Raw genomic sequence first — 22453 nt, forward strand, 5'->3', positions numbered from 1 at the left:
GCGGTCGTTCGGTTCATATCCAACAGCCGTCAGAAGCCGGGCGCCGATTTCTTGGGTGATAAACGTACCGGCCCGCACCGCCATCAGAGGAAGTGTCCCCCCAGACGGTGACGCTGGAAGAGGTAGCCACGCCTGAGCCGGAATCACAGCGACTTTCGTCAGGGCCGCGCCGTTTGTGGGGATGGCGGTGAACTTCCAGGGTGGGTTATTACGAAGTCAGTCAGGGTGGCGCTAGCCGCGCCATGGATAATGTCTACGGTGATCTTTTTGACGTCTACGGCAATGGTCGAGCCGGTGGCGTTGTGGATCGCAAAGATATTCTGTGAAGTGGAGGCACGCTTAGGGTGCGGAATGTGGCGGTACGTCCCTCATACTCACCGTGATTGCCCAGCACGACAACCTGCCTGTGGTCGCCGCCGGGCATGGTGACGGTATCAATATTAGTGCCCGAACCGGCGGTGATCGGAACCGAGGAATTAGCCATGGCTTCGAGACCCGCTGTCAGTCTGCATTCCGCCAGAAACGGGACGGAATTCCCACGTATAAGAGCCGTCAGCCTTGAGGCTCATCCGTAGGTGACCCCCACGTGTCGCTAAACTTCCGCTCCACATAGGAGGGGTTGCTGGTGAACTCCCGGAGGCCGATTCCACCAGTGGACACCTGGAATTGTTGCATCCCGTCCGCAACGCACTGGTCCGCGTTGTTAATCGGGCAGGTCCGCTCATAATTGTGCTGTGAGCCGGACAGCAACACACGAACGCGGTTCGCCCAGAACACGTCAATCCACGGCTTCGCCTTAGAGAAGCGGGTATGGCTCGACGTGTTGCTGGTGAAATAAGGATCATGGTAGATAACCGCCAGATGCTTTCCAGCGGCCTTCGCCGCTTTCAGGTTGGCATCCATCTCCGAGGTCATCGCCTGCGCCCGCGTAGCGTTATAACGCCATGTGGCCGTAGGCGCTACAAGAATGTGCCAGTTGCCTTTGTCGAACGAATACCATTCAAGAGCGTTTTGGAACCGTCCAACATCGGAGTTCGTCGCGCTCTTCACCGTGGACACGCACTGCCCATCCATGTACCGCTCAACGTCGTCATTCTTGCCGGGTTCAACATCATGATTCGGTCCAGCGGTCCAGTACGTCTTGGCCTTAGCCGGACCCCACAACTGGTTGTAAGCCCCGAGCGCGGAACAGGTGCTCTTGTCATACTGGAAATCGCCCAGCGCAAGGAAGTTGTCCAGCGAACCGTCGTTGAGACCGGCGATGATGCTAGCCGCGTTTTTACCACTGTGCGACGTGGCCGACGTGATACCCGCAGGGTTCATATCCCCGGTGGCGGCGAACTCAAACGACTCACCGGATGGCGGCGGGGGAGGGGGAGCGGCTGCCGCATAGACGCGAACCCAATCCACTCGCATCTCGCCAGCGCCGTCAGCAGTGCTGTCTGGGACCCAGTCCAGTTGTAGCGTCTGGTGCATCCCGCCTGGGGGCTGGTGCGCCGGGTCGGTGGTCTCGAACCACTTCACGCCGTCAATGTAGCCGACGATCCCGGCCGGAGACCAGTCCACTGCGTAGTTGTGGAACTGTGAAACTTCCAGTGTCTTGGAAGCGGACACCTGACGGTTTTCACATGAGTAGTGGTGGAAGAACTTGATGACGTTCCAGTCACCCATCGTCTCCGCGTAATTAACTTCGCCGTCACACGGCCAATTCCCACTATCCGGCCACAGGATCGACACCATGTGGTACTCATTGTCACCCGAACCCGCCGCGCGGACCTCCCACCGGCCGTACTTCTGGCGCGCAAACTTCGCGCTCATTCCAGCGGTCGTGCCGTCCGGTGTTCCAGTCATGACCATTTTGGAACCGTCTACCGTGACCTGCTGGGGACTCCGAATGCCATTCCCCGCGTGCCCGGCACTGTTGTACACGGACCACTTCGCGGCGTCCGGTGCGCCGGTATAGTTGAACTCGTCGCCAGCGGTCGGCGTGCCCCAGTTCAGATCTGTCGCGGCCGAGCCTGTCGTTGGCGTAGCAGGCGTCGGCGTGGCTGATGCTGATGTGGCGGCCGGCGCCGGCGCCGTTTCTGCCGGTTGCGGTGAAGGGGCCGAGCAGCCGGCCAGGAAGATTGCCGCTACCCCAACGGCGACCAGGTGTTTACGCATACGTCAGATGATAAGGGCCCGGGGCGAGGATGCCTATGTGACCGCTCCCGGAGGCTGCGAGCACCTTGTGGCGCAGGAACTCGGGCAGCACTCTGCCGGGGCACCGGGGGTCCTCGTCCGACACGCCCAGGTGGAGGTCGCTGAGGAGCCACCACCGCGCGGCGCGGCTCACGTGAGCAGTCCCAGCACGCGTGGAAGGAAGAGGAGCAGGTACGTCGTCCACATGACGGCGACGACCTTGGGGCTCACTGTTCGGCCGAGGAGCCTCGGCCGTGTGGGCTGTCCGGTGTCTGGTCCGGCGCGTCGGACCTCGAGCGCGATGAGGGTGATGAGCAGGGCGGCAGTCGCGAGCAGTCCCGCCAGGTTGATCATGACGTCGATCATGACGTGGCCTCCTTTCTTGCGCGTGTCATGCACGCGAGGACGGTGATGACGCCCATCGTGACGACGCACGCCTGCCAGGACCACACAGCGAGGTAGAACATCGCCGTGGACACCGCGGTGAGCGCGGCGAGGCCGAGCGCCAGGACGAGCAGCGCGCCGAGCGCGAGGTCGGTCACCTGCGTGAGTCGGGCCAGTGCCTGCCCCGGGAGCAGGACCAGGACGGCTGTCGCGGCGACCGTCTGCAGCGGTGTCGGCAGCCCGACGAGCGTCACCAGCGACAGCGCGACGGCCGCGAGACCGAGCGCCACGGTGGGCCGGCTGACGCCGCCGCTCATGGCGCCACCACCCGGTACGCGCGTGCGTCGGCGTTGCTGAACGCGAGCTCCACGCCGTCCTGCGTGCTCAGCCACTTCTCCAGCTCGGCGAAGCCGCCCGCGCTGCTGGCGCCCTGGAGCACGAGACTCGCCTCCGACGAGCGCGTGAGCAGCACGATGGCACCGGCAGGGTTCTCTCGGGCGTAGTCGTAGACGAGTGGGCCGCACGTCGCCGTCGACAAGTCGGACCGGCACATGTAGTCGATCGTCCGGTACCGGTGTCGAGGTAGGCCTCGCTGCGCCACGGCGTGGGGTGGGCAGCCGAGATCCGGCGCTCTTCAAGCACAAGGACGAGGCCGGCTTCGACGTCCTCACCTGGCGCAAAGGCACCACAGAGGACATCCCCGAGAACAGCTTCACTGACGTCGCCTACACGGACGCCCACGGGCAAACCAGGACCTGGAACGTGGCGGACACGGCCGTGGATCTGGCGCTGGCCGCCACCGGGGAAGCGTTTCGGATGCGGCAGATCAGCCGCATCGTCCCTGCCCGGGGCGGGGCAACCCGGCAGATCCACATCCTCACCACCGATCAGGTGATGCCGGCCGGTGAGGTGATCTACCGGATGGGCTCCCGCTGGCGCCAGGAAAACTACTTCCGCTACGCCCGCATCCATTTCGACCTGGACTCCCACGACGCCTACGCCGGCACCGAGGATGACCCCGACAGGTCAGTACCGAACCCGGACAAGAAAGAGGCCTCCCAAAAAGTAGTCGCCGCCCGGGCCCGCTACGACCAGGTGCTGGCCCGAACAGACGCCGCGATGCTCGCGATGCGAACCCCGGATCCAGGCACCGGCGAAGTCCTCATCACCAACGCGATGCACAACGCGGTCACCGCCCCGCTCCTTACCGCGGAAGCCGCACTGGACCAGGCAGAAGCCGCCCACCGACGGATCCCCGTCAGGGTTCCGTTGGGAGAACTCTCACCCGGCCAACAGGTCCTCGACACCGAGACCAAGCTGATCACCCACGCGGTCAGGATGGCCGCGTTCAACACCGCTACGACCCTCGCCCGGGAGATCCGCACGAACACCGGCTATGCCCGCGCGACCCAGGAAGCCCACGCACTGGCACGGCAGGCGCTGACCGGCAGCGGCGACATCGACACCACCACCCCTGGTTACCTCACGATCCGATTGGACCCACTCCCCACACCACGGGCCACCGCAGCAATCAGTGAGCTCTGCGAGCACTTCACCACCACCCAAACCTGCTACCCCGGCACCGGGCTCGTCCTGCGCTACGAAATCAAAAACCACCTCTGACCCCACACCGAATACCTCACCATGTCAGGAGCCCTGGAGCCAGAACGCTGTGGCAGATTCCTTCTTCTCATCGGTGAGGATTTCGGAGTAGGCCAGCCTTGAATGGTCATCCACGGCGTGGTGCAGGTAGGCGTGGCCTGGTCCCGGCCCGGCGGTTCTTTCTGCCTGCGGCCCGTCCCAGGGAGCGGTGTCCGCCGCCTTCTGGGATGCGTCCTAGTTTCTTGATGTCCACGTGGATCAGGTCCCCGGGGGCTCGTGTTCGTAGCGTCGTGGCGCTGGTTTGCGGATGGGCAGCCCGGTACCCTGGTCAAGGCAGGCAAGCCGTGGCATCCGGTAACGGGCCAGGACGTTTCCCACCGTCGATCGGGCCAGGCCCAAGTGCGCCGCAATGCGGTGCGGCCCCCAACGACGGCTGATACGCAGCGCCAGAATCAGCCGTTCAGTGCGGGCGTTGGTGCGGTTCGGGCTCCGGTGTGGCCGCGAGGACATATCGGCCATGCCGTCCTCACCGCGGGCCCTATACCCGTCGACCCATTTCTTCGCTGTGGCCGGCGAGCACTGGAACCGCTCCGCAGCGCGGCGCAAAGTCCAGCCCTGCTCGATAACCAACCGGGCAAGTTTTCCCCTGGCCTTGGTGTCAGGTCGGCATTGGCATGGGTAACGTAGGACACGAGAGCCTCCTGGCGTCGAGATGAGTGTGGTAGCCCAAATCGATACGGGAGGCTCTCGCCCTTTACATCACGCCACGCTGTTCATAACCTGCGTGGGAACTACACTAGACCTGTCCTGGGTGACGCCCGAGGAGGCTGCCTCGCTAGCCGCCCGCGGCGAGATGCCCCAGCTCGCACGGAGTGCTCGTTCGCCAGGCTCTGGCGCACGCCGGGTTCCCCAGGTGACCGGCGGCCCGCCGCCCCATTCCTTGCACGCGAGCGTGCAGCCCGCCCGGCCGGTGCGCTGACACCGGTACGGCTCAGCCACCGTCCGGACGCCAGTACCGCAGCCCGCCGCTGGTGGTGCCGTCGCGGGCGACGTCGACCACGGCGTACGGGAACGCCCGACGGTCCGACTGGTCAGATCCGCGACCGCGGACGTCCGAACACCATGTGCCGGTGTTGACGTACCGGGTGGGGCACGCCTCGAGCGCCGACTCGAGGGCCCGGTGGGTGTGGCCCGAGACGTACCAGGCCACCCCGGAACCGTGCGCCTCGAGGGTACGCGCGAACCGGGCCGCTACAGCAGGAGCCGCCTCGCTGGCGATACTGCGCCCGGCAGCCGCGAGCACCATGCGGGTGGCGGTGCGCGGGAGCACCGACACCATCCGGAACCGGGACAGGCGCGCCAGGTCCCGAACGGCCGCCCCGTCGAGCTCGAGCCGCAGTGACTCGGCCTGCAACAGTTCGCCGTACGCAACCTCCCGGACGCGGCGTTCCGCCCGTTCAGAGGCCAGGCAGGCCCGGGCAACGGCCCCGGCACGGCTCAGGCGCGAGCTCGACGGCCGGGCGTGCCAGGCCGCGAGCGGTGGCAGGTCCAGCTCGTCGGTGCCGCTGACCGCGGTGCGCAGCAGCTCGGGGATCCGGTGCAGCGCGTGATGCTGGTGCCCGTGCTCGGCCACAAGTACGTGGGGCACGTGCAGGAACCACGGGTGCACCCGGACCTGCGTCGGATCGACGGGCGAAAGCAGCGATGACAGGCGGGCGGCAACGGAGGGCCGGGCCAGCTCCACGTCATGGTTGCCGCACACGAAGTGCAACTGCACGCCGCGCGCCGCACACGCTTCGAGCGCCCGTACCGTGTCGGCGTGGCGGGTGAGGATGGACTTCAGCCGGGCCAGGCTCTCCTCTTCGGGGAACCCGGCCAACTCAAACGTGTCGCCGACAAAGACGACGTGCTGCTGACCAGAGGCTGCAAGCACCTCACGATGCAGGAACTCGGACAGCGCCTTGCCTGGGCGCCGGGGGTCGTCGTCCGGCACGCCCAGGTGGAGGTCGCTGAGGAGCCACCACCGGGCTGCGCCGCTCACGTGAGTAGTTCCAGCAGACGTGGAAGGAAGAGGAGCAGGCACAGTATCCACATAACGGCAACGACACCGCGGCTCACCGCTGGCCCGAAGAACCTCGGGGGTGCGGTCTGCCGCGGGTCTGGTCCGGCGTGTCGGACCTCAAGCGTGACGAGGGTGACCAGCAGGGCAGCAGCCACCAGCAGTCCTGCCAGATCAATCATGACGCAACCTCCTGCCGTGCGCGTGCAATGCACGCGAGGATGGTGATGACGCCCATCGAGACGACGCATGCCTGCCACGACCACACACCAAGGTAGAACATCGCCGTGGACACGGCGGTGAGCGTGGCGAGGCCAAGCGCCAGGACGAGCAGCGCGCCGAGCGCGAAGTCGTTAACCGGCGTGAGCCGGGCCAGTGCCTGCCCCGGGAGCAGGATAAGGACAGCTATCGCGGCGACCGTTTGCAGCGGCGTCGGCAGCCCCACAAGCGTTATGAGGGCCAGCGCGACGGCGGCGAGACCGAGCGCCATGGCGGGCCGCTTGGCAATACTCATGGCACTCATGGCGCCACCCGGTACACTCGTGCGTCGACATTGTTGAACACGAGCTCCACGCCGTCCTGCATGCTAAACCACTCCTCCAGCTTGGTGTAATCGTCCGCAGTGTTGTCGCCCTGGAGCACCACACTCGCCTCCGACGAGCGCATGAAGAGCAAGTGGGCTCCGGCGGGGTTGTGCTGGGCGTAGTTGTAGACAATGGGACCGCAGGTCGCAGGTGACAGATTCTCCCGGCACAGGTCGTCCATTGTCCGGTAACGGTGTTCGAGGTAGGACTCACTACGCCACGGCGTAGGGTGGGCAGCAGAGATAACAGCCGAACCGGGGGGCGCCAAATGCTCCGCGGCGGCGACTGCGTCAATCTCATTGTCGGTGAAGACGTCATACTGCGCGTTTCCGAACCGACCGGTTACGGTCAGCACGGCCAGCAGGAAGCACGTGAGGACAAGGCCTCCCACGGCGCGGGCAGACGGGCGGCTGCTGCCGTCCCCGGGGAGCAGCACCGAGCACGCCAGGAGGGCTACGAAAGGCAGTGCGAACAGCGAGACTCGGATGAGCATTTCACCGCCGTACGCCTGTGCGGGGAAGAGCAGCAGTGGGGTGACGGCAAGGAGGACCACTCGTAGGTCGAGACGCCCTCTGCGCCACTCGAGTACCGCCCCGAGAGCGGCGAGCGCCCACAGCAGGACGGTGAGGCCGACCCGGAGTTGCACCACGAGCAGGTGCCCGGCGGTCCCGCTCACACGATCGACGACGTTGGCCTCGGCCGCCATTTGCAGTCCTGCATCCTCCAGGAGCGGGTGCCCGGCGAGGTATGTACTCGCTGGGTAGACGAGCCAGAGCATGAGCACAACGCCGGCGATAAGGGGCAGCCGGCTGGGCCAAACACGTCCGCTCAGCGTGAGGACAGTGATGACAATGAGCAACATAAACGGCGTGAGCTGATGGCTCGCGTTGATGACCACGATGAGCAAGAGGGTCACAACGAGAGCGGCCAGCCGGTGTGCCGGCCGGGGCTCGGCTGGCGACCGCCCTCGCCACCACTCCGCCAGGCTGGCCCGCCGGAAGCCGTGAAACTTAGTGGACCGCGCTGCCAGCGGGCCGAGCAGCATCGCAAGCACAACGAGGTACAGGAAGAAGCCGAAGGCCTGGGGAGACAGGTAGTCCTGGTCCTGCCAGTTGCCAAGGCAGAAAAGCCAGAGTACGAGCCAGCGCCGCCGTGTATCCCGGGTCAAATAGCCGGTGAGTACGGCCACGGCAGTGAGCCACAGGCCCACGTTGAGCACCGGAGCCCACAGGGCAAGGGTCACGGGGTCGATGCCGGTCGCCCCGAGCACTGTCGCCAGCAGGGTGAAGAAACCCGGCCAGTTGAAGTACGCGTCGATGTTCGGATCGATCCGCTGCATGCCTGACAAGGCGTCCGCGATACCAAGGTGACGGAATGCAACCTCACCCCTTGGTACGTCGGTCACGAAGGCGGCCGTCCCGAAGAGTACGAGCACGAGCACCACAACGAGCCCCAACATGACCGGGCGGCGCGCCGGGCCCGCGGCATCCCCCCGCAGCGCCACGACGAAGGCGATATTCAAAAGCAGGACCCCCACCCAGTACGGGTAGGGCAACACGGCGACAAGCCCCAGGTCACTGTTCACGGGCAAGGCCACAGTTGAGGCGGCCCCTGCGGCAAGAGCCAGCGACACCATGCCCGCCACCGCGCACCACAAGTCCAGAGGCTTCCAGCGTCTCTGGATGCGGCTGGCCGGCTCAAGCGTCTTGGTCATCGCGCTTCCTTCGTGACGCGCCGGAGGATGGCGAGCACGCGGAGGCCGATCGCCGTAGATCCGATGGCGAGCACAACGAGCCACGCAAGGGCCATGGCGGTGGGGCCATTTTCGGCGGCCAACATCGCTGAGACGCAGAGGGCGGTTCCGAGCGCCACACCGACCACGATCGCCTCAGTGTAGAGGCCGCGGACACGGCAGACGGAGTTGTAGGCATGCAGCACCGCGTATGGCACCAGTCCGGCCGCCAACAACCGCAGGGCGTCGGTGGACGAGTTGGCGTACCGGTCCCCGAGCAGATGGAGCAGCGGGTGAGCGAAGATGACGAGGACGACGGCGGCGAGACCACCTATGGCGAGCGACCAACGGAAACTCGCCCAAGTGGTCGCCACCAGGCGGCCGGGGTCGCGGACACCCTCGGAGAACTGGACGATGCCTATCAGCATTGGGGCGGTGTAGGCGGCCCAGGCCATCATCCACGCGGGGTACCAGTAAGCAGCGGCCTCCGGAGATACCATGTGCGCGAGCAGGAGCGGCAGCACCAGCCCGGGGGCGCGCTCGGTGAGGGTGAGGAGCTGGTGCGGAATGCCCAGCACCAGCAGTGGACGGTTCCGCGCCGGGCGCAAGGATGGTCGCGGCCGGTAGCCGACCAGTCTTCGCAGCTGGACCATACCGACGACGCACGAGACGGTGGACCCGAGTGTCCAGCAGGCCATCAGCACGTCCGCCGGGGCGCCGTGCGCCTGCAAGGCCACGAGCGCTGTCGCTCCGAGTGAGACGACGCCACCCACCAGGTACCTCAAGGTGGCGCTGGAACCGCGGCCCAACGCCACCAGCGCCTGGTCCAGCACAGTGCACAGGGTCCCTGTGACGGCAGCTATGAGGAACGTGATCCAGAAGAGAACCGATACCACGGCCGTGTCCGGCGTCACGGTCGACTGCAGCACGAGGTAGCCGAGGGCCAGCACGGTGCTGGCTACCCCCACGATGCCGAACGCCGCGTCCAGCATCCGCGCGGGCGGCTCCCCCCGCCCCACAGAGACGATCACGGCCGACCCGGCGCCCAGCACCGCGAGCTGCGTGCAGATCATCACCGCCGAGACTGCGGCCGTGGTGAGCCCGACCTCACGGTCGAACGTCGCATGCGCCGCCACCACCCAGAAGGCGAAACCCGCGCCCGTCTGGGCGGCCTTGCCCACGATGAGGCCGAGCGAGCTGCGCAAGGCGGAGTGCCGGACGGTCGAGGCGTCCCTGACAGTGATCCCCTGGTCAGCGCTCACGACGCAACCCCCTCGCCAGGCCGGCGTAGTTATACCAGCAGAAGGCGACGTAGTAGCGCACCCACCGAGGCTGGCCCGCAGCGAGGCTCAAGGCACTGCCCCGGACTGCCGCGGCGGCGGGCAACAGCGCCAACCTCGCACCACGCCAGCCGTGCTTGCGGACCATCCGTCCCAGTCCCGTTCCGTCCATGAGGAACTGGTCGAGCGCGAAGTCGAAGTCGTCTGCGGCGAAACGATGTTCGACGAGGACCCGGCGTGACACCGCCGTTCGCAGCCCTGACTCCCGCATCCGCCAACGCAGCTCGATGTCCTCCCCCGACTTGAACGAGTCGTCGAAACCCACGCCCAGCATCAGGTCCCGGTCCACGACCGTCGCCACGAGCCCGAACCAGTTGCGGCTGCGGCCGGTACGATGGTGATGTGCCAGCGCCTGCCCCCAGTAGCCCGGTCCGGCGACACTCTCCAGACCGGCCTGCAGGGCGTCGTAGCCGCCCTCGACCAGCTCCGTGAGCAGGTCGGCGACCCCCGTGGGCCCGAACACGACGTCGGAGTCCACGAGCAGGACCCAACGCGTGGTGCTGCTTTGCACACCCAGCGTTCGAGCCCATGGCAGGCCGCGCCCCTCATCACTCAGGACCCGGGCACCGGCAGCGAGGGCAAGCTCGACGGTGCGGTCTGTGGAGCATCCGTCCACCACGATGATCTCGGCCACGCCGGACTGACGCAGGGCCTCCAGACAGCGCGGGAGCAGGTGCTCCGCGTTGCGGGCTGGAACGACCGCGGTGACCTCGGCAGGGCTGTGACCCACTGTGTCCGGCACCTCAGGCCTCCTCGTCGAGGACCGACGGCAGCAGCTGCTCGAGATACCGGACGATGTCGTCCGACGCCTCGTCCGCCGAGTACGCGGAGGGCACCTGCAGCAGGTGGCAGGGCCGCCCGTCGAGCGCCTTGCTCAGCACGACCCCCTTCGCCGCGAAGTGCTCGCGCCACGGGACAACGGACGTGGCCGCCAGGCCAGTCACGACCCGCTGCGAGAAGCCCGCCATCTCGATGTGGAAATTGCCGATCATGCGGTCGACCATCCACTCGGTCGTCCGCTCGACGATCCGAGACCGGGCGCCCTCGTAGCGCTCGATGTAGATTGCGGCCGCGAGCGGGGCCGAGGTCGTCACTTCCCTCCCCGGGAACGCGGTCCCCGCCTCGACCATGCGGTGCTCCGGCGACCATCGCCGGGAGAAGTCCGCGAGGCGCGGATAACGGATGACGTACGGATGCACCACCGTGGTGAGACGGCCGACGCTCCCCGAGAGCTGTGAGGGAACGAGGGGCTTCCGGACACCTTCGAACAGGTGTGGGTAGATGGCCCGGTGGTGCGGCTTAATGAACATCGGCTTCGCGTAGCCGAGCAGCGTGGCGTCCTCGGCGAGGAAGGCCCAGTCATCACCCATGAACGACCACCCCTCGCGCCGCATCAGCTTAGCGGCGGTGCTCGTCTTACCGGTCCCACCGGCGGCCGGAAGCGCAATCGCGTGACCCCGGTACGCCATCGTTGCCGCGTGGATCATGCCGGCTCCCCGACCGACCATGGCGGCATCGAGAACAGGGACCACGGAGGTCAACAGCTCGCCCGGCCCGTGAATGCGCCACTGCTCTGCGTCCCTCACGACCTGGACCCGATCGGCCTGGAAACGCACACTGTTCTCCGTGTACGCGAGCTCGTGCTCGACCAGACCCGCATCCGGCATCGGCTCCAGCCGGTCATCGACCACAATATCGGCCGGCCCTTCGGCGTCGGTGGCGAAACACGCCAACATGCTCTGGAGCTGGGCCGCTGCCGGCGCCTTCGCGTCAACACGGATCCTGACGCGGCCGTGGATATCGAAATGCAGTGCCTTGGTCTTGGCCTTGGTCTGCCTGGTGTGCATTGTTGTCCCCTGTCTGGGTGCTATCGGTCGGATGGTGTCTCGGCCCCGCATGGCTGCGGCTTTTTTGGGTTGTGGACTGTGGCGCTGGGGTTATTGGGCGCGGAGAGCGACGAGCCAACCGGCCCATTCGCGCTGCGAACCGCTGCTCCATGTCCAGGACTTGCTGCCCGAGGAACCGGCGGTTGCCTGGAGGGCATCGTCAAGCTCAGTGCGCTTACCACCGAGGTCATACACTTCTGTCATGTCTGACGGGCCAGTGATAGCGATAGTGGTATTGCTTGAGTTGATGGCGATTGCGCCGACGAGCATAGCTCCGGCGGTCGTTGTGGTGACTCCAGAAACCGAGCCCGTAGACGCAGCGACGGCAGACGCGGCTACCGAGGCTGTTGTGTCCAACGGAGTTGTGGTGTTCACGCCGGAGTAGCAACTGATTCCGCCACCGCTAGTGACCGACCCCGCAGTGGTCCAGGTGTAGCTAGCAGGTTCGGACGCCCCCATGACGTGGTAGTAGCCATACAGATGTGGGTTGGCGATCGACGTACTTGCGGCAAACTGAGTCCAGCCAGTCGGGGCCGCTGAAACGGTCGAGCCGTTGAGCGCCAATGAGACTATACAGACCTGGCCTGCCGCCGCCGAAGCGGGCTTGTTAATCGTGTGACTCGTGGCACTCGTGGTGTTAACCAATGTGCTCATGCCTTGGCGCTGAATGCCTGTGGCTGTCTGAGCATTAGTGGTGAAGGTCCAGATCTTGTCCGACGCCAACGCGTTACCGGCAACATCCTTCACCCCACCGGGGCCCTTGATCGTCGCCGTGTACGTCGTACCCGCCGCCAGATCCGCATCCGGGTTCAACGTCGCAACCTGGTTGTTATACGTCACAGCGGCCGGCACCGTCGTCGTCCCCTCCTTCAACGTGAACGTGTTCGACGTGACCGTCGACGCATCCATCGCCTCCGAGAACGTCCCCGTCACATTCGCCGTCACCGCCACACCAGTCGCACCAGCAGCCGGAGACGTACCCGTCACCGTCGGAGCCGTCGTATCACCACCACCACCGGAAGCCGTGGTGAAGGTCCAGGTCTTGTCCGACGCCAATGCGTTACCGGCTACGTCCTTCACACCACCGGAGCCGCCCTTGATCGTCGCGGTGTACGTCGCACCCGCCGCCAGGTCCGCACCCGGGTTCAACGTCGCAACCTTGGCCGTGCTGTCGTACGTCACAGCGGCCGGAACCGTCGTCGTCCCCGCCGTCAACGTGACCGTGCTCGACGTGACCGTCGACGCATCCATCGCCTCGGAGAACGACCCCGTCACATTCGCGGTCACCGCCACACCAGTCGCACCAGCAGCCGGAGACGTAGCCGTCACCGTGGGAGCCGTCGTATCACCACCCCCACCACCGACGCTGGGGTCGTAATAGTGCCAGTACCGGCTTGTGGCGTTCACATCGGCGAGCACCAGCAGACCGCTGTTGGCCGTGCCCTGCGCCGCACTGTTGAGGTTCTGCTTCGTTGACGTCACGTTATGTGCATACTGGTCGGCGTCCACGATACGAGCCGTCTTCGCGGTGGTGAAGTGGATGTTGTCCAACGGCGTGGACTTCTCGTAGATCGCACCCCCCGTGCTGGTGCAGACACCAGCGTTCGTCGTGCCACTCGGCTTCGGATAGGTAGCGAAGGTACGCAGCATCTGCGTGCTCTCATCAATCAAGACGATCACCCGGTTCGGGCACTCCGAAACAGGCGCGATCGGGTACGCCGACCACGTCGTACCACTCAATGCCAACAGCTGGATCAGCGGCTGAGGCGCCGACGTGAACGACGTCTTAACAGCGGCGAAAACCCGACCACCCGAGGAGTTCAGCCACTTCAAGTTCATATGGTCATCACTGCTGCGCTGCCCCGACACCGCCGCCACCGGAGTGGTCCAGGCGGTGTTCGACGGGTCCGTATCGACGTGGTAGCTCCAGTACATGCCGTCGGTGGAGTCACCGACCTGCCGGCTCCACATCACACCAATCTTGCCGGGTCCGAACGCGATCACAGCCGACGTGTCGTCCACAGACACGTTGCTCAGTGCCGCAGGATGCGGGAACGGCTTCCCCCACGTCTTGCCATCCGTGCCAGTGACGTTCAGATAGATCCGGTTTCCCTGCTGCCACGTGGCCCACACCCGACCAGTCGAGTCCTTATCGATGGTCAGGACCTCAACTTTGGAGTTGTTGATCTGTGAAGAACCTAGCAGCGAGTACTTCTTTGTACTCGAGTCGTAGCTGTAACGCCGCATCGTCGTCGGGAAGTTCGGCTCAGCCGGAAGACCGTCGTTGACGAACTGATAGCTCGCCACATACAACGTCTTCCCGTCCCACAGCACGTCATGATGAGTGCTTGCCCGCGTCTCCGTCGCCACACCCGTGTTGACCCACGAGCTCGTCGCGGCATTGAACCGGAAGATATGAAAATCCGAGCTAGCAGTGTCCCACAGGTTCCCCCACCAGATTCCGTCGTTGAACCACAACGCACTAATCGCCCGCTTCGTACCCGTCGGCGTCCCCGTCCCCGAATGCGACGGACCCTCAACCCCAACATCACCGGCAGCAGCCGACGCCGTAACCGGCACCACCAGAACACCACTCAGCGCAAGCAGCAGCGCTGTCAGCAGTGCATAGAGCCGCAGATTCCGCGACCCACGTCCAAGCCAGAAAGTCCTGCGCGCCCTGCGTTCGAGCATCCCGCCCGGGGTCGCTACATCGACGAAACCGCGCACAGCTGTCCCCTCGCGCACCAGCAACCGGGCCCGTTCGTTGTAAGTTGGCATGACGTTTCCGTTCTTTGTTGAACCCGTGTGATTCTGCAGCTTCAACCGCGAGTGCGCGGCGAGGGTCTCCAGATCGACGGTGCCGATCCACCGCGCCCCCGGCCAGTCCGGCAAGCGATGGCTTTCCATAGCCGGGACCAGCTCAAGGGCCGCGCCGTCGGCGGCCGGGAGCAGCTCATTCACGCGTTCACTCACTGGACTTCCCTCCAGGGTGCACCTTGGGGAGCTGTCCTGCTCAGCTGGGTTGTGGAGACGTGAGCGAGCCGACGCCCGCGCAAGTAGCCGGCGGACGTGAAGGCCAATACCGCGAGAACGGACCCTGCACGGCCCAGTCCTTGGGGGTTGCTTCCAGTGCTCCAGTCGCGTATTCCGGCCAGGACAGCCCGTGGCAGCACACTTTTTACATACCGGCGTTCCGGTCCCAGCGCCCGCTTGCGGCCCACCACCTGACTGACCTGCGCCTTGGAAATTCCTTCGGACCAGGACCGCGCCAGCATGTAGCGGAGTGTCCCCCGGTGGGCGGGCACGTGGTGGCGCACCAGGGCCGCCGGCTCATAGACGATCCGTGACCCGGGGGCGCCTATCCTGGAACGAATGCAGATTTCGGTCTCTTCGCAGCCCAAGGGTTTTGAGCCTTGGCGGCCAAGCGCGAGGTTGAAGCCGCCCACTTGACGGAGGACTGCAAGCCGAAAGGACATGTTTGCGCCAATGACATTCCGGACTTCGGACGCCACCTTGGGCAGACCACGGTGGCTGCACCCTACGATCCAGTCGAGCTCCTCGCCGAAGTAGGCGGGGCGGCCATTTTCCCACACCGGTTCAACGCGCCCGCCCACGGCCAGCACATCGGGGTCGTCATAGAAGGCCACCAGCCGTTCGAGCCATTCCGGTGCCGCTTCGGCGTCGTCGTCCAGGAACGCTAAGACATCGGAACTGGCACGGTCCACCCCGGTGTTTCGCGCTCCGGAAAGCCCCACTGGCCCCCTGCTCTGTACCAGTGTCACGTCATCCACGATGGAGAGGAGACGCTCGTACAGGTCCTCATTATGGTCAACCACAACAATGACCTCTTCAGGGACCAGTGTTTGGGCTCGAACTGAGTCGATAACGTCCAACAACCGGTCCCAGCGCTCCATGGTGTAGCAGCAAATGACCACGGAGACCGTTGGGGGTTCACCTGGAATGAACATGCTAATGCCTTTCCACCAACGCCAGGAGGCTCTGGGGATCCGTAGGTGTCCGCGGGAACCTGACGTTGGCATACGCATACTTCACGCGCCGGAGGGCCTCGGGACGGGCTCCGGCGGTGGGTGCCTCCCAGATGGTGCATTCCCGCGCGAGGGTGCGCAGGACCCGCCATCCGTCACGGAACGTCTGCAGATGCGATGCGCCGGAGATGCGGTCAAGCTCAATGCTGGGTACCTCGGCGATGCGGAGGCCTGCCCTCGCCGCCCTGACAATCAGCTCGGTTTCGATTTCAAAGCCGTTCGATTCCAGCTCCAGAACCTCCAGGCACTCCCTGCGGAACGCGATGTATCCATAGCAAAGATCGGAGTAGTCGCTGTGCAACACCGTGTTGGCCAAACCTGTCAGCACCCGGTTGCCGGCGCTGCGCAACCAGGTCAGGTCCTCGGACCCACCCCCGGTGACGTAACGCGAGCCTTTGACGAAGTCGTAGTCATGCTGAAGCGGGGAAACGAACCAGCCTATTTCCTGGGGGTCCATGCTTCCGTCGGCGTCCAGCATGACGATGATGTCTCCCGAAGCCGCGGCGAACCCCGCCCGGACAGCAACACCTTTTCCCTTGCGCTGCTCGTCCACTACGACGACGTCGAGGCGGAGTGCCCGAGCAACGTCGACGGTGTGATCATGGGAGCGCCCATCTACGATGACAACCTCGTCCACGTACGAGGGCATGCGGCGAAGGACCCAGGGAAGATTCATTGCTTCATTTAGGGTTGGGATAACCACACTCACCGAGGCCCTCGGCGTTAGGACAGCCGGCTCAGAAAAAGTAATTGGGAGCTGGGTGGAAATAGACAAATGCCTCACCACTTCATGACAGATACGGACGTTCAGACAACGTCGCGCTCAACTCATAGGAGGACGAGCGCGGCACTAGCGCTTACCCGGTCATGGTCTGGTCTTTGGCCCCAGCTCTCTTAGCCTTAGACTCTGCCCGTGTCGTAGAGCCTATGGTCCGGCCCAAGTCGTGTCACGAGTAGCCGGTACTCGCTTTGCAGGCCATTTCCACCCGCCCCTACGTAAGTAGCGGGGTTCCCGTGCCGTCCAATGCTTAGGGATAGGGGTTATCTCACCGCCCGGGAAATAGGGATAGGGGATATCACACAACCCAAGAAATAGGGATAAGGGTTATTGCACGGAATTGGTTGCATGGTCTCCCGTCTCCGGTCTACCCTGTCGCATAACTGGGATTCTGCCGTCGTTTCTGGGTCGACGCATATCCGGACCTCAGGTGTGCGTTTTCAAAAGCCCAGGAAATCGGCGATGAAGACAAAAAGTTCCATCCGCCGGCTTAGCCGGGCGCTCGTCGTGGCCACCCTTGTCGCGGGACTCTGCTCGGTAATTCCAACGGCGCGTCGGCAGTCGCTAGTTATGGCATACCGAGCATCAGCTATTCGGGTGTCAGCAATCCCCCGACGTCGGACAAGCCGCAGAGCAAGCTGTGGTGGAACGAAGGCTCCTGGTGGGCGGACATGTGGAAGACGGGAAGCGGCTGGCACATCTACCGGCTGGACCGCACCACGGAGACATGGGTAGACACCGGGCTGCGCAATGACAACCGCAGCAGCACCCTGGCCGACACCCTGTGGGACGGCGAGCATCTTTACATTGCCTCCCACGTCGTCACGATCACGGGCGAAGGCGCACCAATCCATCGGTTCCCGGTCAGCCGGCCAAGCTCTACCGCTACAGCTACTCCGACGGCACGTACAGCTGGACAGTGGTTTCCCGACGACCATCACCAACAACAGCAGCGAGTCGATGACCATCGATAAGGACTCCACGGGGGCAATCTGGGCCACGTGGACCCAGGTCGCCGGCAGCTCTTCCACAGGATTCGCCAACACCGTCTACGTCAACAACTCCGCCCCGGGTGGCACGAGCTGGGCGACCCCGTTCGTCATTCCAGTGTCCAATCCAAATGCCGCACCCGATGACATATCAGCGGTTGTGGCCTTCAAAAACAAGATCGGCGTGATGTGGAGCGACCAGCTGACCGGCACCGTGCACTGGGCCACCCGCACGGACGGCACCAACCCGACTTCGTCCTCATCGTGGAACGTCCAGCCGGCAATCAAGGGCAAGGGTCAGGCCGATGACCACATCAACCTTAAAACTTTGCAGGCCGACGCCTTTGGCCGCGTGTACGCCGCGGTGAAGACCGGCCTCAACGACAGCTCCTCCGACCCGACCCTGGCCCAACTGCGACTGCTGGTATTCAAACCCGGCACCGGGTCCTTCTCGATGTCGACCATTTCCACGACCGGCGACTGCGTTTCACGCCCACAGATTATGCTGGCTACCCAGATAGCGGAACAGGCTGACCGAATCCAGGCCACCGCCGGCGCCAGCGGCACCGCCACCTGGACCTTCAGCACCACCAAAGCTGTCGCCGCATGGCGGACCGCGCTAAAACCCGCCAGCTGACCAGTCTGAAGGGCAGCCCTATGCCGCTGTCCGGAAGAACTGCTCCGTTACCGTGGCCAGCCTGTATGGGTCCGCCACGCCGCAGAGTTCGCGCGCGGAGTGCATGGACAGCAGGGGCACGCCCACGTCCACGGTGCGGATTCCCAGGCGGGTGGCGGTCAGCGGCCCGATGGTGGAGCCGCAGGGCATCACGTTGTTTGACACGAATTCCTGGTAAGGCACGCCTGCGCCAGCGCAGAGCCGGGCCCAGAAGGCCGCACCGTTGGCATCCGTGGCGTAGCGCTGGCTGGCGTTGATCTTCAGCAGTGGCCCGCCGTTCAGCATCGGGTGGTTCGCGGGATCGTGCCGCTCCGCATAGTTGGGGTGGACAGCATGGCCGGCGTCGGCGGAAACACAGAACGACCCCGCCAGGGCCTGCCGCCGCTGACTGACTGTTGCGCCCAGGCCGTCGGAGATCCGCACGAGCACGTCTTCGAGGATGGGCCCGCACGCACCGGAACGGGAGTTGGAACCGATTTCCTCGTGGTCGAACGCCGCGAGGACGGCGATCGGCGCACCGGCGACGGAAGAAGAACCGTGCGCGATCAGCGCCGCCAGCCCGGCGTGCGTCGCGGAAAGGTTGTCCAGACGCCCGGAGGCGAAAAACTCACCGTTGGCCCCGAAAACCGCGGGTGCCTGCGTGTCTGCAATAACGACGTCGTACCCTCCGATCTTGGCCGGATCCACGGAAGCACCGCCAGGGACGCGGGAAGCGAGTACGGCGAGGAGGTCCACGTCGGCGGGATCGCCCAGGCCCCACACAGGGTTCATGTGCCGCTGCTTGTCCAGGGTCAGGGCGTCGTTCACCGCACGGTCAAGGTGGATGGCCAGCTGCGGGAAACGGAACATGGGCCCGGTGGCCGTGAGGTGCTCGGTGCCGTCCAGCATGACCAGCCGCCCGGCCAGCTGCAGCTCCCGGTCCAGCCAGGAGTTCAGCAGCGGCCCGCCGTAAACCTCCACGCCGGCCTGCAGCCAGCCGTGGGCGCCGATGGTGGGCTTGGGCTTGAGCTTGAACGACGGGGAGTCCGTGTGCGCACCCAGGATGTTGAACCCGGTGGTGGGTCCGGCGCCTTCCGGGACCACCCAGGCGATCAGCGCGCCGTCGCGGACCAGGTAGAACGAACCAGCCCCGCCAGCCCAGGGCTCGCGCTCGTCCAGGCCCGTGAAGCCGGCAGCGTCCAGCCGCCGGGCGGCCTCGTGCACAGCGTGGAAGCTCGACGGCGAGGCGCTGACGTACGCGCCAAGGTCCTGGATGTGGTCTGCGGCAGTGGAAGGTGAAGGCATGGTCCCGAGTCTAGATGGTCACGTTGAGCCCGGCCGTGTAGCCCGTGGACGCCGATCCTGTCATGGTGGCGAGCTGGTAGATGCCGCCGTCGTCCCCGAAGACGTTGTCCAACTGCAGGGTTGTGCGGGCCATGCTGCGGACACTGGCCTCGTAGCCGGGAGTGGCGTAGACGTCGTCGCAGGAGGCCTTGGTCAGTGCGATCTGCGATACCGCCAGCACCTGTCCGGCGGCCGTGGCGTTGCTCATGGACTCGAACACCTCAAAGTGGATATGCGGCCAACGGCCCATGTAGGCGCCCGGGAAGATTGAGGTGAAGGTGAAACGGCCGCGCCGGCCAGGGGCACGCAGCCGTTGGCGTTGTCCAGCAGGGTCACGGTGAACGTCAGCGGCACACCCTCGGCTGTGGCGCTTCCGGTTCCGAAGCTTGCGGTGATGTCCTGCCGCACCACCCCGGATGCTGTCAGGACGTTGGGGCCGTTGGAGCCGTCACCGGGGTAAGGACCTCCTGTTTCCTGGGGGATCTCCACGCCGCACTCCGCGATCGCCCGGGTGAGCGTGGGGCTGGCGGTGGGAGTCGCCGTCGTGGTGGCGGCGCTTGCGGTGGCTGAGGCACTCTCCGTGGCGGTCGACGTCGACGTGCCGGTTGTGGTGCCTGACCCGCCGGGGGTGCAGGCTGCCAGCGCCGCTGCCGCACCGCCGGCGCCGAAAAACATTCCGAGTGAACGGCGGCTGACCATGGTGGACAGATCAAACTCAAGGCCGCGGTCGTGGTTGGGGTGGGGAGGGTGGTTGCTCATGGCTCCATCCAGCGCGCCCCGCCTATCCCCTGCATAGGCCCTTCCTGTGCGGAACCTGTGCGTCAGTAGTCAGGATTGCTCGGGACCACCAGGCCGGTCTCGTAGGCGTAAACCACTGCCTGGACCCGGTCGCGCAGGTGGAGCTTGGTCAGGATCCGGCGGACGTGGGTCTTCACCGTGGCTTCGGACAGGAAATACCGGTGCGCGATTTCGGCGTTGGAGAGGCCCTCCGCCATGGCTTCCAGCATTTCCGTTTCGCGCGGGGTGAGGTCTTCGAGCAGGGGATCCCGCGGTGCGGCGGAGGGGGTTGGCATGGCAGCACCGCGGACATACGTCTCCAGCAGCCGTCGCGTGACACGCGGGGCCACTACGGCATCCCCGCTGGCCACCACCCGGACGGCGCTGACCAGATCCGACGGCGCCACGTCCTTGAGCAGGAACGCGGACGCTCCTGCCTGGAGCCCGGCGAACGCGTATTCGTCCACGTCAAAAGTGGTGAGGATAATGACCCGGGCGCAGGATCCGGAGGCCGTGATGGCGCGGGTTGCCTCGATGCCGTCCAGAACGGGCATCCGGACGTCCATCAGCACCACGTCGGGGTTGAGGTCGCGGACCAGCCGCACCGCCTCGGCACCATCGGAGGCCTCGCCCACAATATGCAGCTCTTCCTCGCCTTCGAGGATGAGGCGGAAGCCCATCCTGAGGAGCGGCTGGTCATCCACCAGCAGGACGGTTATCGGTTGGGTCTCAGTCACGTGTGCCTTGCAGTTGTGGTGGATGGTTGTGAGGTTCCGCGGGCTCGTCGGCCGGCCAGCTCAGGACGGCATACACCCGCCAGCCGCGGCCACGCCGCCCGGCCACCACGGTGCCTGCGTAGATGCGCGCCCGTTCGGCCATGCCCGCCAGCCCCTGGCCGGAGCCGGGCCCGCCTGAACCCGGCCCGCCGCCGTCGGAGGTGCCCGGACCCGGGGCTCCCGCGCCGTCGTCGAGCACTTCAATGGTGACCGTGGAGCCAGCCCGGACGATGCCCACATCCACCCGTCCCAGCGACCGGCCGTGGCGGAGCACATTGGTCAGTGACTCCTGAACTATCCGGTAAACCGTCAGCTGGAAGGCCGCGTCGTCGGGCAGCGCCGGGCCGGTGTGCGAGTAGTGCAGCGGCAGGCCCGCGGTCCGGAAACCCTCCAGGAGCTTCGCCAGGCTGTCGCCGGAAGCGAGGGGCTGCCGTGGCGCCGTCCCGCCGGCGTCGTCCCGAAGTACGCCCAGGACACGCCGCATGTCAGCCAGCGCGGTCCGGCCGGTCCGCGACAGTTCACCAAGCACCTCGCCGGCGCGGTCGGGACTTTTCCGGACCACAACGGCGGCGCCGTCGGAGAGGCTGACCATCACCGTCAGCGAGTGCGCCACGACGTCGTGCATTTCGCGGGCGATCCGGTTGCGTTCGTTGACGGACGCAAGGCTGGCCGTCCGCGCCGCCCAGGCGGAGATCTCCTGCTCATGCTCCCGCCGTTGCCGCACCGAGATGCCGATCCCGGTGGCGATGACGTTGGACAGGGCGATGGTGGCGCCGGTGGCGATGCTGGTCAGGAGGTGGAAGTCCCCGGGATTGCCGCCGGCATCGTGGACGAAGGAATTCTCCATGGGACCAACGGCGGCCAGCAGGTACAGCAGGGCCAGCGGTGCCGTGGCGGCGGCCATGGCCACCAGCGCGAACCGGCGCGTGTGCACCACGGCCACGGCGTAGAGCGCGAACCACAGCCCCGCCGAAACGTTGGAGCCCCACGGGTGAAGCAGCGTGATGGCCACTTCCATGACCGCGACGAAGGCTGCCAGCGCCACGGGGTGGGAGCGCCGGAAGAACAGGGCGCCAGCGACCGCGAAGAGGAGCGCCGCCGCCAGCCAGGCGCCGGACATGATCGCGTCCACCACGGTCGGCGCCACCAGCAGCGCATAGCTGAACGCCACCACACCGTCCATCACCCGGGGACGCTGGTAGAGGTACCGCCGGAGCAGGCCGCGGCGCTTGGCCGTGATTTCGGCAAAGGACGCGTCGGCCTGGCTGGCCGGCGCGTCCCTGACGAGAGCCGCTTCATTCATGCTCTGAGCCTAGTGTC

General features: G+C 65.6%; 21 protein-coding genes and 2 pseudogenes. 3 read left to right on the forward strand and 20 right to left on the reverse strand.

Features of this window, described 5'->3' with window-relative positions; translation table 11 throughout:
* Window positions 1-552 precede the first annotated feature (552 nt).
* From AC50YA_RS08010 to AC50YA_RS08030, 5 genes are read right to left on the reverse strand one after another with little or no spacing between them, the layout of a single operon-like run.
* Window positions 553-2163, reverse strand: a complete 1611-nt coding sequence (locus tag AC50YA_RS08010) for a family 16 glycosylhydrolase (RefSeq protein ID WP_494981767.1) — start codon at window positions 2161-2163, stop codon at window positions 553-555.
* A complete protein-coding gene (locus tag AC50YA_RS08015) occupies window positions 2156-2335 on the reverse strand; it encodes a hypothetical protein (RefSeq protein ID WP_494981768.1) in 180 nt (59 codons plus the stop codon). Before AC50YA_RS08015 ends, AC50YA_RS08010 begins: the two co-directional genes overlap by 8 nt.
* Window positions 2332-2547: a hypothetical protein gene (locus AC50YA_RS08020; protein WP_494981769.1), complete on the reverse strand. Its 216-nt coding sequence runs from the start codon at window positions 2545-2547 to the stop codon at window positions 2332-2334. Before AC50YA_RS08020 ends, AC50YA_RS08015 begins: the two co-directional genes overlap by 4 nt.
* Window positions 2544-2882 carry a hypothetical protein gene (locus tag AC50YA_RS08025; RefSeq protein ID WP_494981770.1) on the reverse strand — a complete coding sequence of 113 codons (339 nt, stop codon included), beginning with the start codon at window positions 2880-2882 and terminating at the stop codon, window positions 2544-2546. Before AC50YA_RS08025 ends, AC50YA_RS08020 begins: the two co-directional genes overlap by 4 nt.
* Window positions 2879-3118, reverse strand: a complete 240-nt coding sequence (locus AC50YA_RS08030; protein WP_494981771.1) for a hypothetical protein — start codon at window positions 3116-3118, stop codon at window positions 2879-2881. Before AC50YA_RS08030 ends, AC50YA_RS08025 begins: the two co-directional genes overlap by 4 nt.
* Window positions 3119-3174: 56 nt before the next feature.
* Between AC50YA_RS08030 and AC50YA_RS08035 the strand changes: the two genes are divergently transcribed.
* Window positions 3175-4188, forward strand: a complete 1014-nt coding sequence (locus tag AC50YA_RS08035) for a putative transposase (RefSeq protein ID WP_494981772.1) — start codon at window positions 3175-3177, stop codon at window positions 4186-4188.
* Between the two features lie 27 nt (window positions 4189-4215).
* Here AC50YA_RS08035 and AC50YA_RS08040 read toward each other — a convergent pair.
* The 11 genes and pseudogenes from AC50YA_RS08040 to AC50YA_RS08090 form a co-directional block, all read right to left on the reverse strand.
* A pseudogene (locus AC50YA_RS08040) lies at window positions 4216-4859 on the reverse strand (helix-turn-helix domain-containing protein); the annotation flags it as partial.
* A 299-nt stretch (window positions 4860-5158) separates the two neighbouring features.
* Window positions 5159-6208, reverse strand: coding sequence for a hypothetical protein (locus tag AC50YA_RS08045; protein WP_494981773.1), 1050 nt, complete (start codon window positions 6206-6208; stop codon window positions 5159-5161).
* Window positions 6205-6408, reverse strand: a complete 204-nt coding sequence (locus tag AC50YA_RS08050) for a hypothetical protein (protein ID WP_494981774.1) — start codon at window positions 6406-6408, stop codon at window positions 6205-6207. Before AC50YA_RS08050 ends, AC50YA_RS08045 begins: the two co-directional genes overlap by 4 nt.
* Window positions 6405-6740, reverse strand: coding sequence for a hypothetical protein (locus AC50YA_RS08055; RefSeq protein ID WP_494981775.1), 336 nt, complete (start codon window positions 6738-6740; stop codon window positions 6405-6407). The genes AC50YA_RS08050 and AC50YA_RS08055 overlap by 4 nt, the downstream gene beginning before the upstream one ends.
* A 5-nt stretch (window positions 6741-6745) precedes the next feature.
* Entirely contained in the window at window positions 6746-8524 is a 1779-nt protein-coding gene (locus tag AC50YA_RS08060) for a glycosyltransferase (protein WP_494981776.1), read from the reverse strand.
* The gene (locus tag AC50YA_RS08065) at window positions 8521-9804 is read right to left on the reverse strand and encodes a lipopolysaccharide biosynthesis protein (protein ID WP_494981777.1); all 1284 of its coding nucleotides are present in this window, start codon (window positions 9802-9804) and stop codon (window positions 8521-8523) included. Before AC50YA_RS08065 ends, AC50YA_RS08060 begins: the two co-directional genes overlap by 4 nt.
* Window positions 9794-10624, reverse strand: coding sequence for a glycosyltransferase family 2 protein (locus AC50YA_RS08070; RefSeq protein WP_494981778.1), 831 nt, complete (start codon window positions 10622-10624; stop codon window positions 9794-9796). The genes AC50YA_RS08065 and AC50YA_RS08070 overlap by 11 nt, the downstream gene beginning before the upstream one ends.
* A gap of 1 nt (window position 10625) precedes the next feature.
* On the reverse strand, window positions 10626-11729 hold the full coding sequence (locus tag AC50YA_RS08075) for a hypothetical protein (protein ID WP_494981779.1): 1104 nt from the start codon (window positions 11727-11729) through the stop codon (window positions 10626-10628).
* Between the two features lie 90 nt (window positions 11730-11819).
* Window positions 11820-14741: an Ig-like domain-containing domain gene (locus tag AC50YA_RS08080; protein WP_494981780.1), complete on the reverse strand. Its 2922-nt coding sequence runs from the start codon at window positions 14739-14741 to the stop codon at window positions 11820-11822.
* The gene (locus AC50YA_RS08085) at window positions 14738-15736 is read right to left on the reverse strand and encodes a glycosyltransferase family 2 protein (RefSeq protein WP_494981781.1); all 999 of its coding nucleotides are present in this window, start codon (window positions 15734-15736) and stop codon (window positions 14738-14740) included. Before AC50YA_RS08085 ends, AC50YA_RS08080 begins: the two co-directional genes overlap by 4 nt.
* A 1-nt stretch (window position 15737) precedes the next feature.
* The gene (locus AC50YA_RS08090; RefSeq protein WP_494981782.1) at window positions 15738-16601 is read right to left on the reverse strand and encodes a glycosyltransferase family 2 protein; all 864 of its coding nucleotides are present in this window, start codon (window positions 16599-16601) and stop codon (window positions 15738-15740) included.
* Window positions 16602-17263: 662 nt separating this feature from the next.
* Between AC50YA_RS08090 and AC50YA_RS08095 the strand changes: the two genes are divergently transcribed.
* Window positions 17264-17566 (forward strand): hypothetical protein, encoded by a 303-nt coding sequence (locus AC50YA_RS08095; RefSeq protein WP_494981783.1) that lies wholly within the window; start codon window positions 17264-17266, stop codon window positions 17564-17566.
* Window positions 17553-18218: a hypothetical protein gene (locus tag AC50YA_RS08100; protein WP_494981784.1), complete on the forward strand. Its 666-nt coding sequence runs from the start codon at window positions 17553-17555 to the stop codon at window positions 18216-18218. The genes AC50YA_RS08095 and AC50YA_RS08100 overlap by 14 nt, the downstream gene beginning before the upstream one ends.
* Window positions 18219-18236: 18 nt before the next feature.
* On the opposite strand, the gene AC50YA_RS08105 is transcribed toward AC50YA_RS08100, so the two are convergent.
* From AC50YA_RS08105 to AC50YA_RS08120, 4 genes and pseudogenes are all read right to left on the reverse strand, one after another.
* The gene (locus tag AC50YA_RS08105; protein WP_494981785.1) at window positions 18237-19541 is read right to left on the reverse strand and encodes a M18 family aminopeptidase; all 1305 of its coding nucleotides are present in this window, start codon (window positions 19539-19541) and stop codon (window positions 18237-18239) included.
* Window positions 19542-19551: 10 nt separating this feature from the next.
* Window positions 19552-20339: pseudogene (locus AC50YA_RS08110) on the reverse strand (peptidase associated/transthyretin-like domain-containing protein).
* Between the two features lie 62 nt (window positions 20340-20401).
* Window positions 20402-21037 (reverse strand): response regulator, encoded by a 636-nt coding sequence (locus tag AC50YA_RS08115; RefSeq protein ID WP_494981843.1) that lies wholly within the window; start codon window positions 21035-21037, stop codon window positions 20402-20404.
* Between the two features lie 49 nt (window positions 21038-21086).
* Window positions 21087-22436: a sensor histidine kinase gene (locus AC50YA_RS08120; RefSeq protein WP_494981786.1), complete on the reverse strand. Its 1350-nt coding sequence runs from the start codon at window positions 22434-22436 to the stop codon at window positions 21087-21089.
* Window positions 22437-22453: the final 17 nt, after the last annotated feature.

The organism is Pseudarthrobacter sp. RHLT3-21 (genome assembly GCF_059383495.1).

Bases quoted from the DNA above. Each gene is read 5' to 3' on its own strand.
- AC50YA_RS08010 (WP_494981767.1), bottom strand. From the start codon at position 2,163: ATGCGTAAACACCTGGTCGCCGTTGGGGTAGCGGCAATCTTCCTGGCC.
- AC50YA_RS08020 (WP_494981769.1), bottom strand. From the start codon at position 2,547: ATGATCGACGTCATGATCAACCTGGCGGGACTGCTCGCGACTGCCGCC.
- AC50YA_RS08025 (WP_494981770.1), bottom strand. From the start codon at position 2,882: ATGAGCGGCGGCGTCAGCCGGCCCACCGTGGCGCTCGGTCTCGCGGCC.
- AC50YA_RS08030 (WP_494981771.1), bottom strand. From the start codon at position 3,118: ATGTGCCGGTCCGACTTGTCGACGGCGACGTGCGGCCCACTCGTCTAC.
- AC50YA_RS08050 (WP_494981774.1), bottom strand. From the start codon at position 6,408: ATGATTGATCTGGCAGGACTGCTGGTGGCTGCTGCCCTGCTGGTCACC.
- AC50YA_RS08055 (WP_494981775.1), bottom strand. From the start codon at position 6,740: ATGAGTATTGCCAAGCGGCCCGCCATGGCGCTCGGTCTCGCCGCCGTC.
- AC50YA_RS08060 (WP_494981776.1), bottom strand. From the start codon at position 8,524: ATGACCAAGACGCTTGAGCCGGCCAGCCGCATCCAGAGACGCTGGAAG.
- AC50YA_RS08075 (WP_494981779.1), bottom strand. From the start codon at position 11,729: ATGCACACCAGGCAGACCAAGGCCAAGACCAAGGCACTGCATTTCGAT.
- AC50YA_RS08085 (WP_494981781.1), bottom strand. From the start codon at position 15,736: ATGTTCATTCCAGGTGAACCCCCAACGGTCTCCGTGGTCATTTGCTGC.
- AC50YA_RS08095 (WP_494981783.1), top strand. From the start codon at position 17,264: ATGTGGAAGACGGGAAGCGGCTGGCACATCTACCGGCTGGACCGCACC.
- AC50YA_RS08100 (WP_494981784.1), top strand. From the start codon at position 17,553: ATGACCATCGATAAGGACTCCACGGGGGCAATCTGGGCCACGTGGACC.
- AC50YA_RS08105 (WP_494981785.1), bottom strand. From the start codon at position 19,541: ATGCCTTCACCTTCCACTGCCGCAGACCACATCCAGGACCTTGGCGCG.
- AC50YA_RS08115 (WP_494981843.1), bottom strand. From the start codon at position 21,037: ATGGGCTTCCGCCTCATCCTCGAAGGCGAGGAAGAGCTGCATATTGTG.
- AC50YA_RS08120 (WP_494981786.1), bottom strand. From the start codon at position 22,436: ATGAATGAAGCGGCTCTCGTCAGGGACGCGCCGGCCAGCCAGGCCGAC.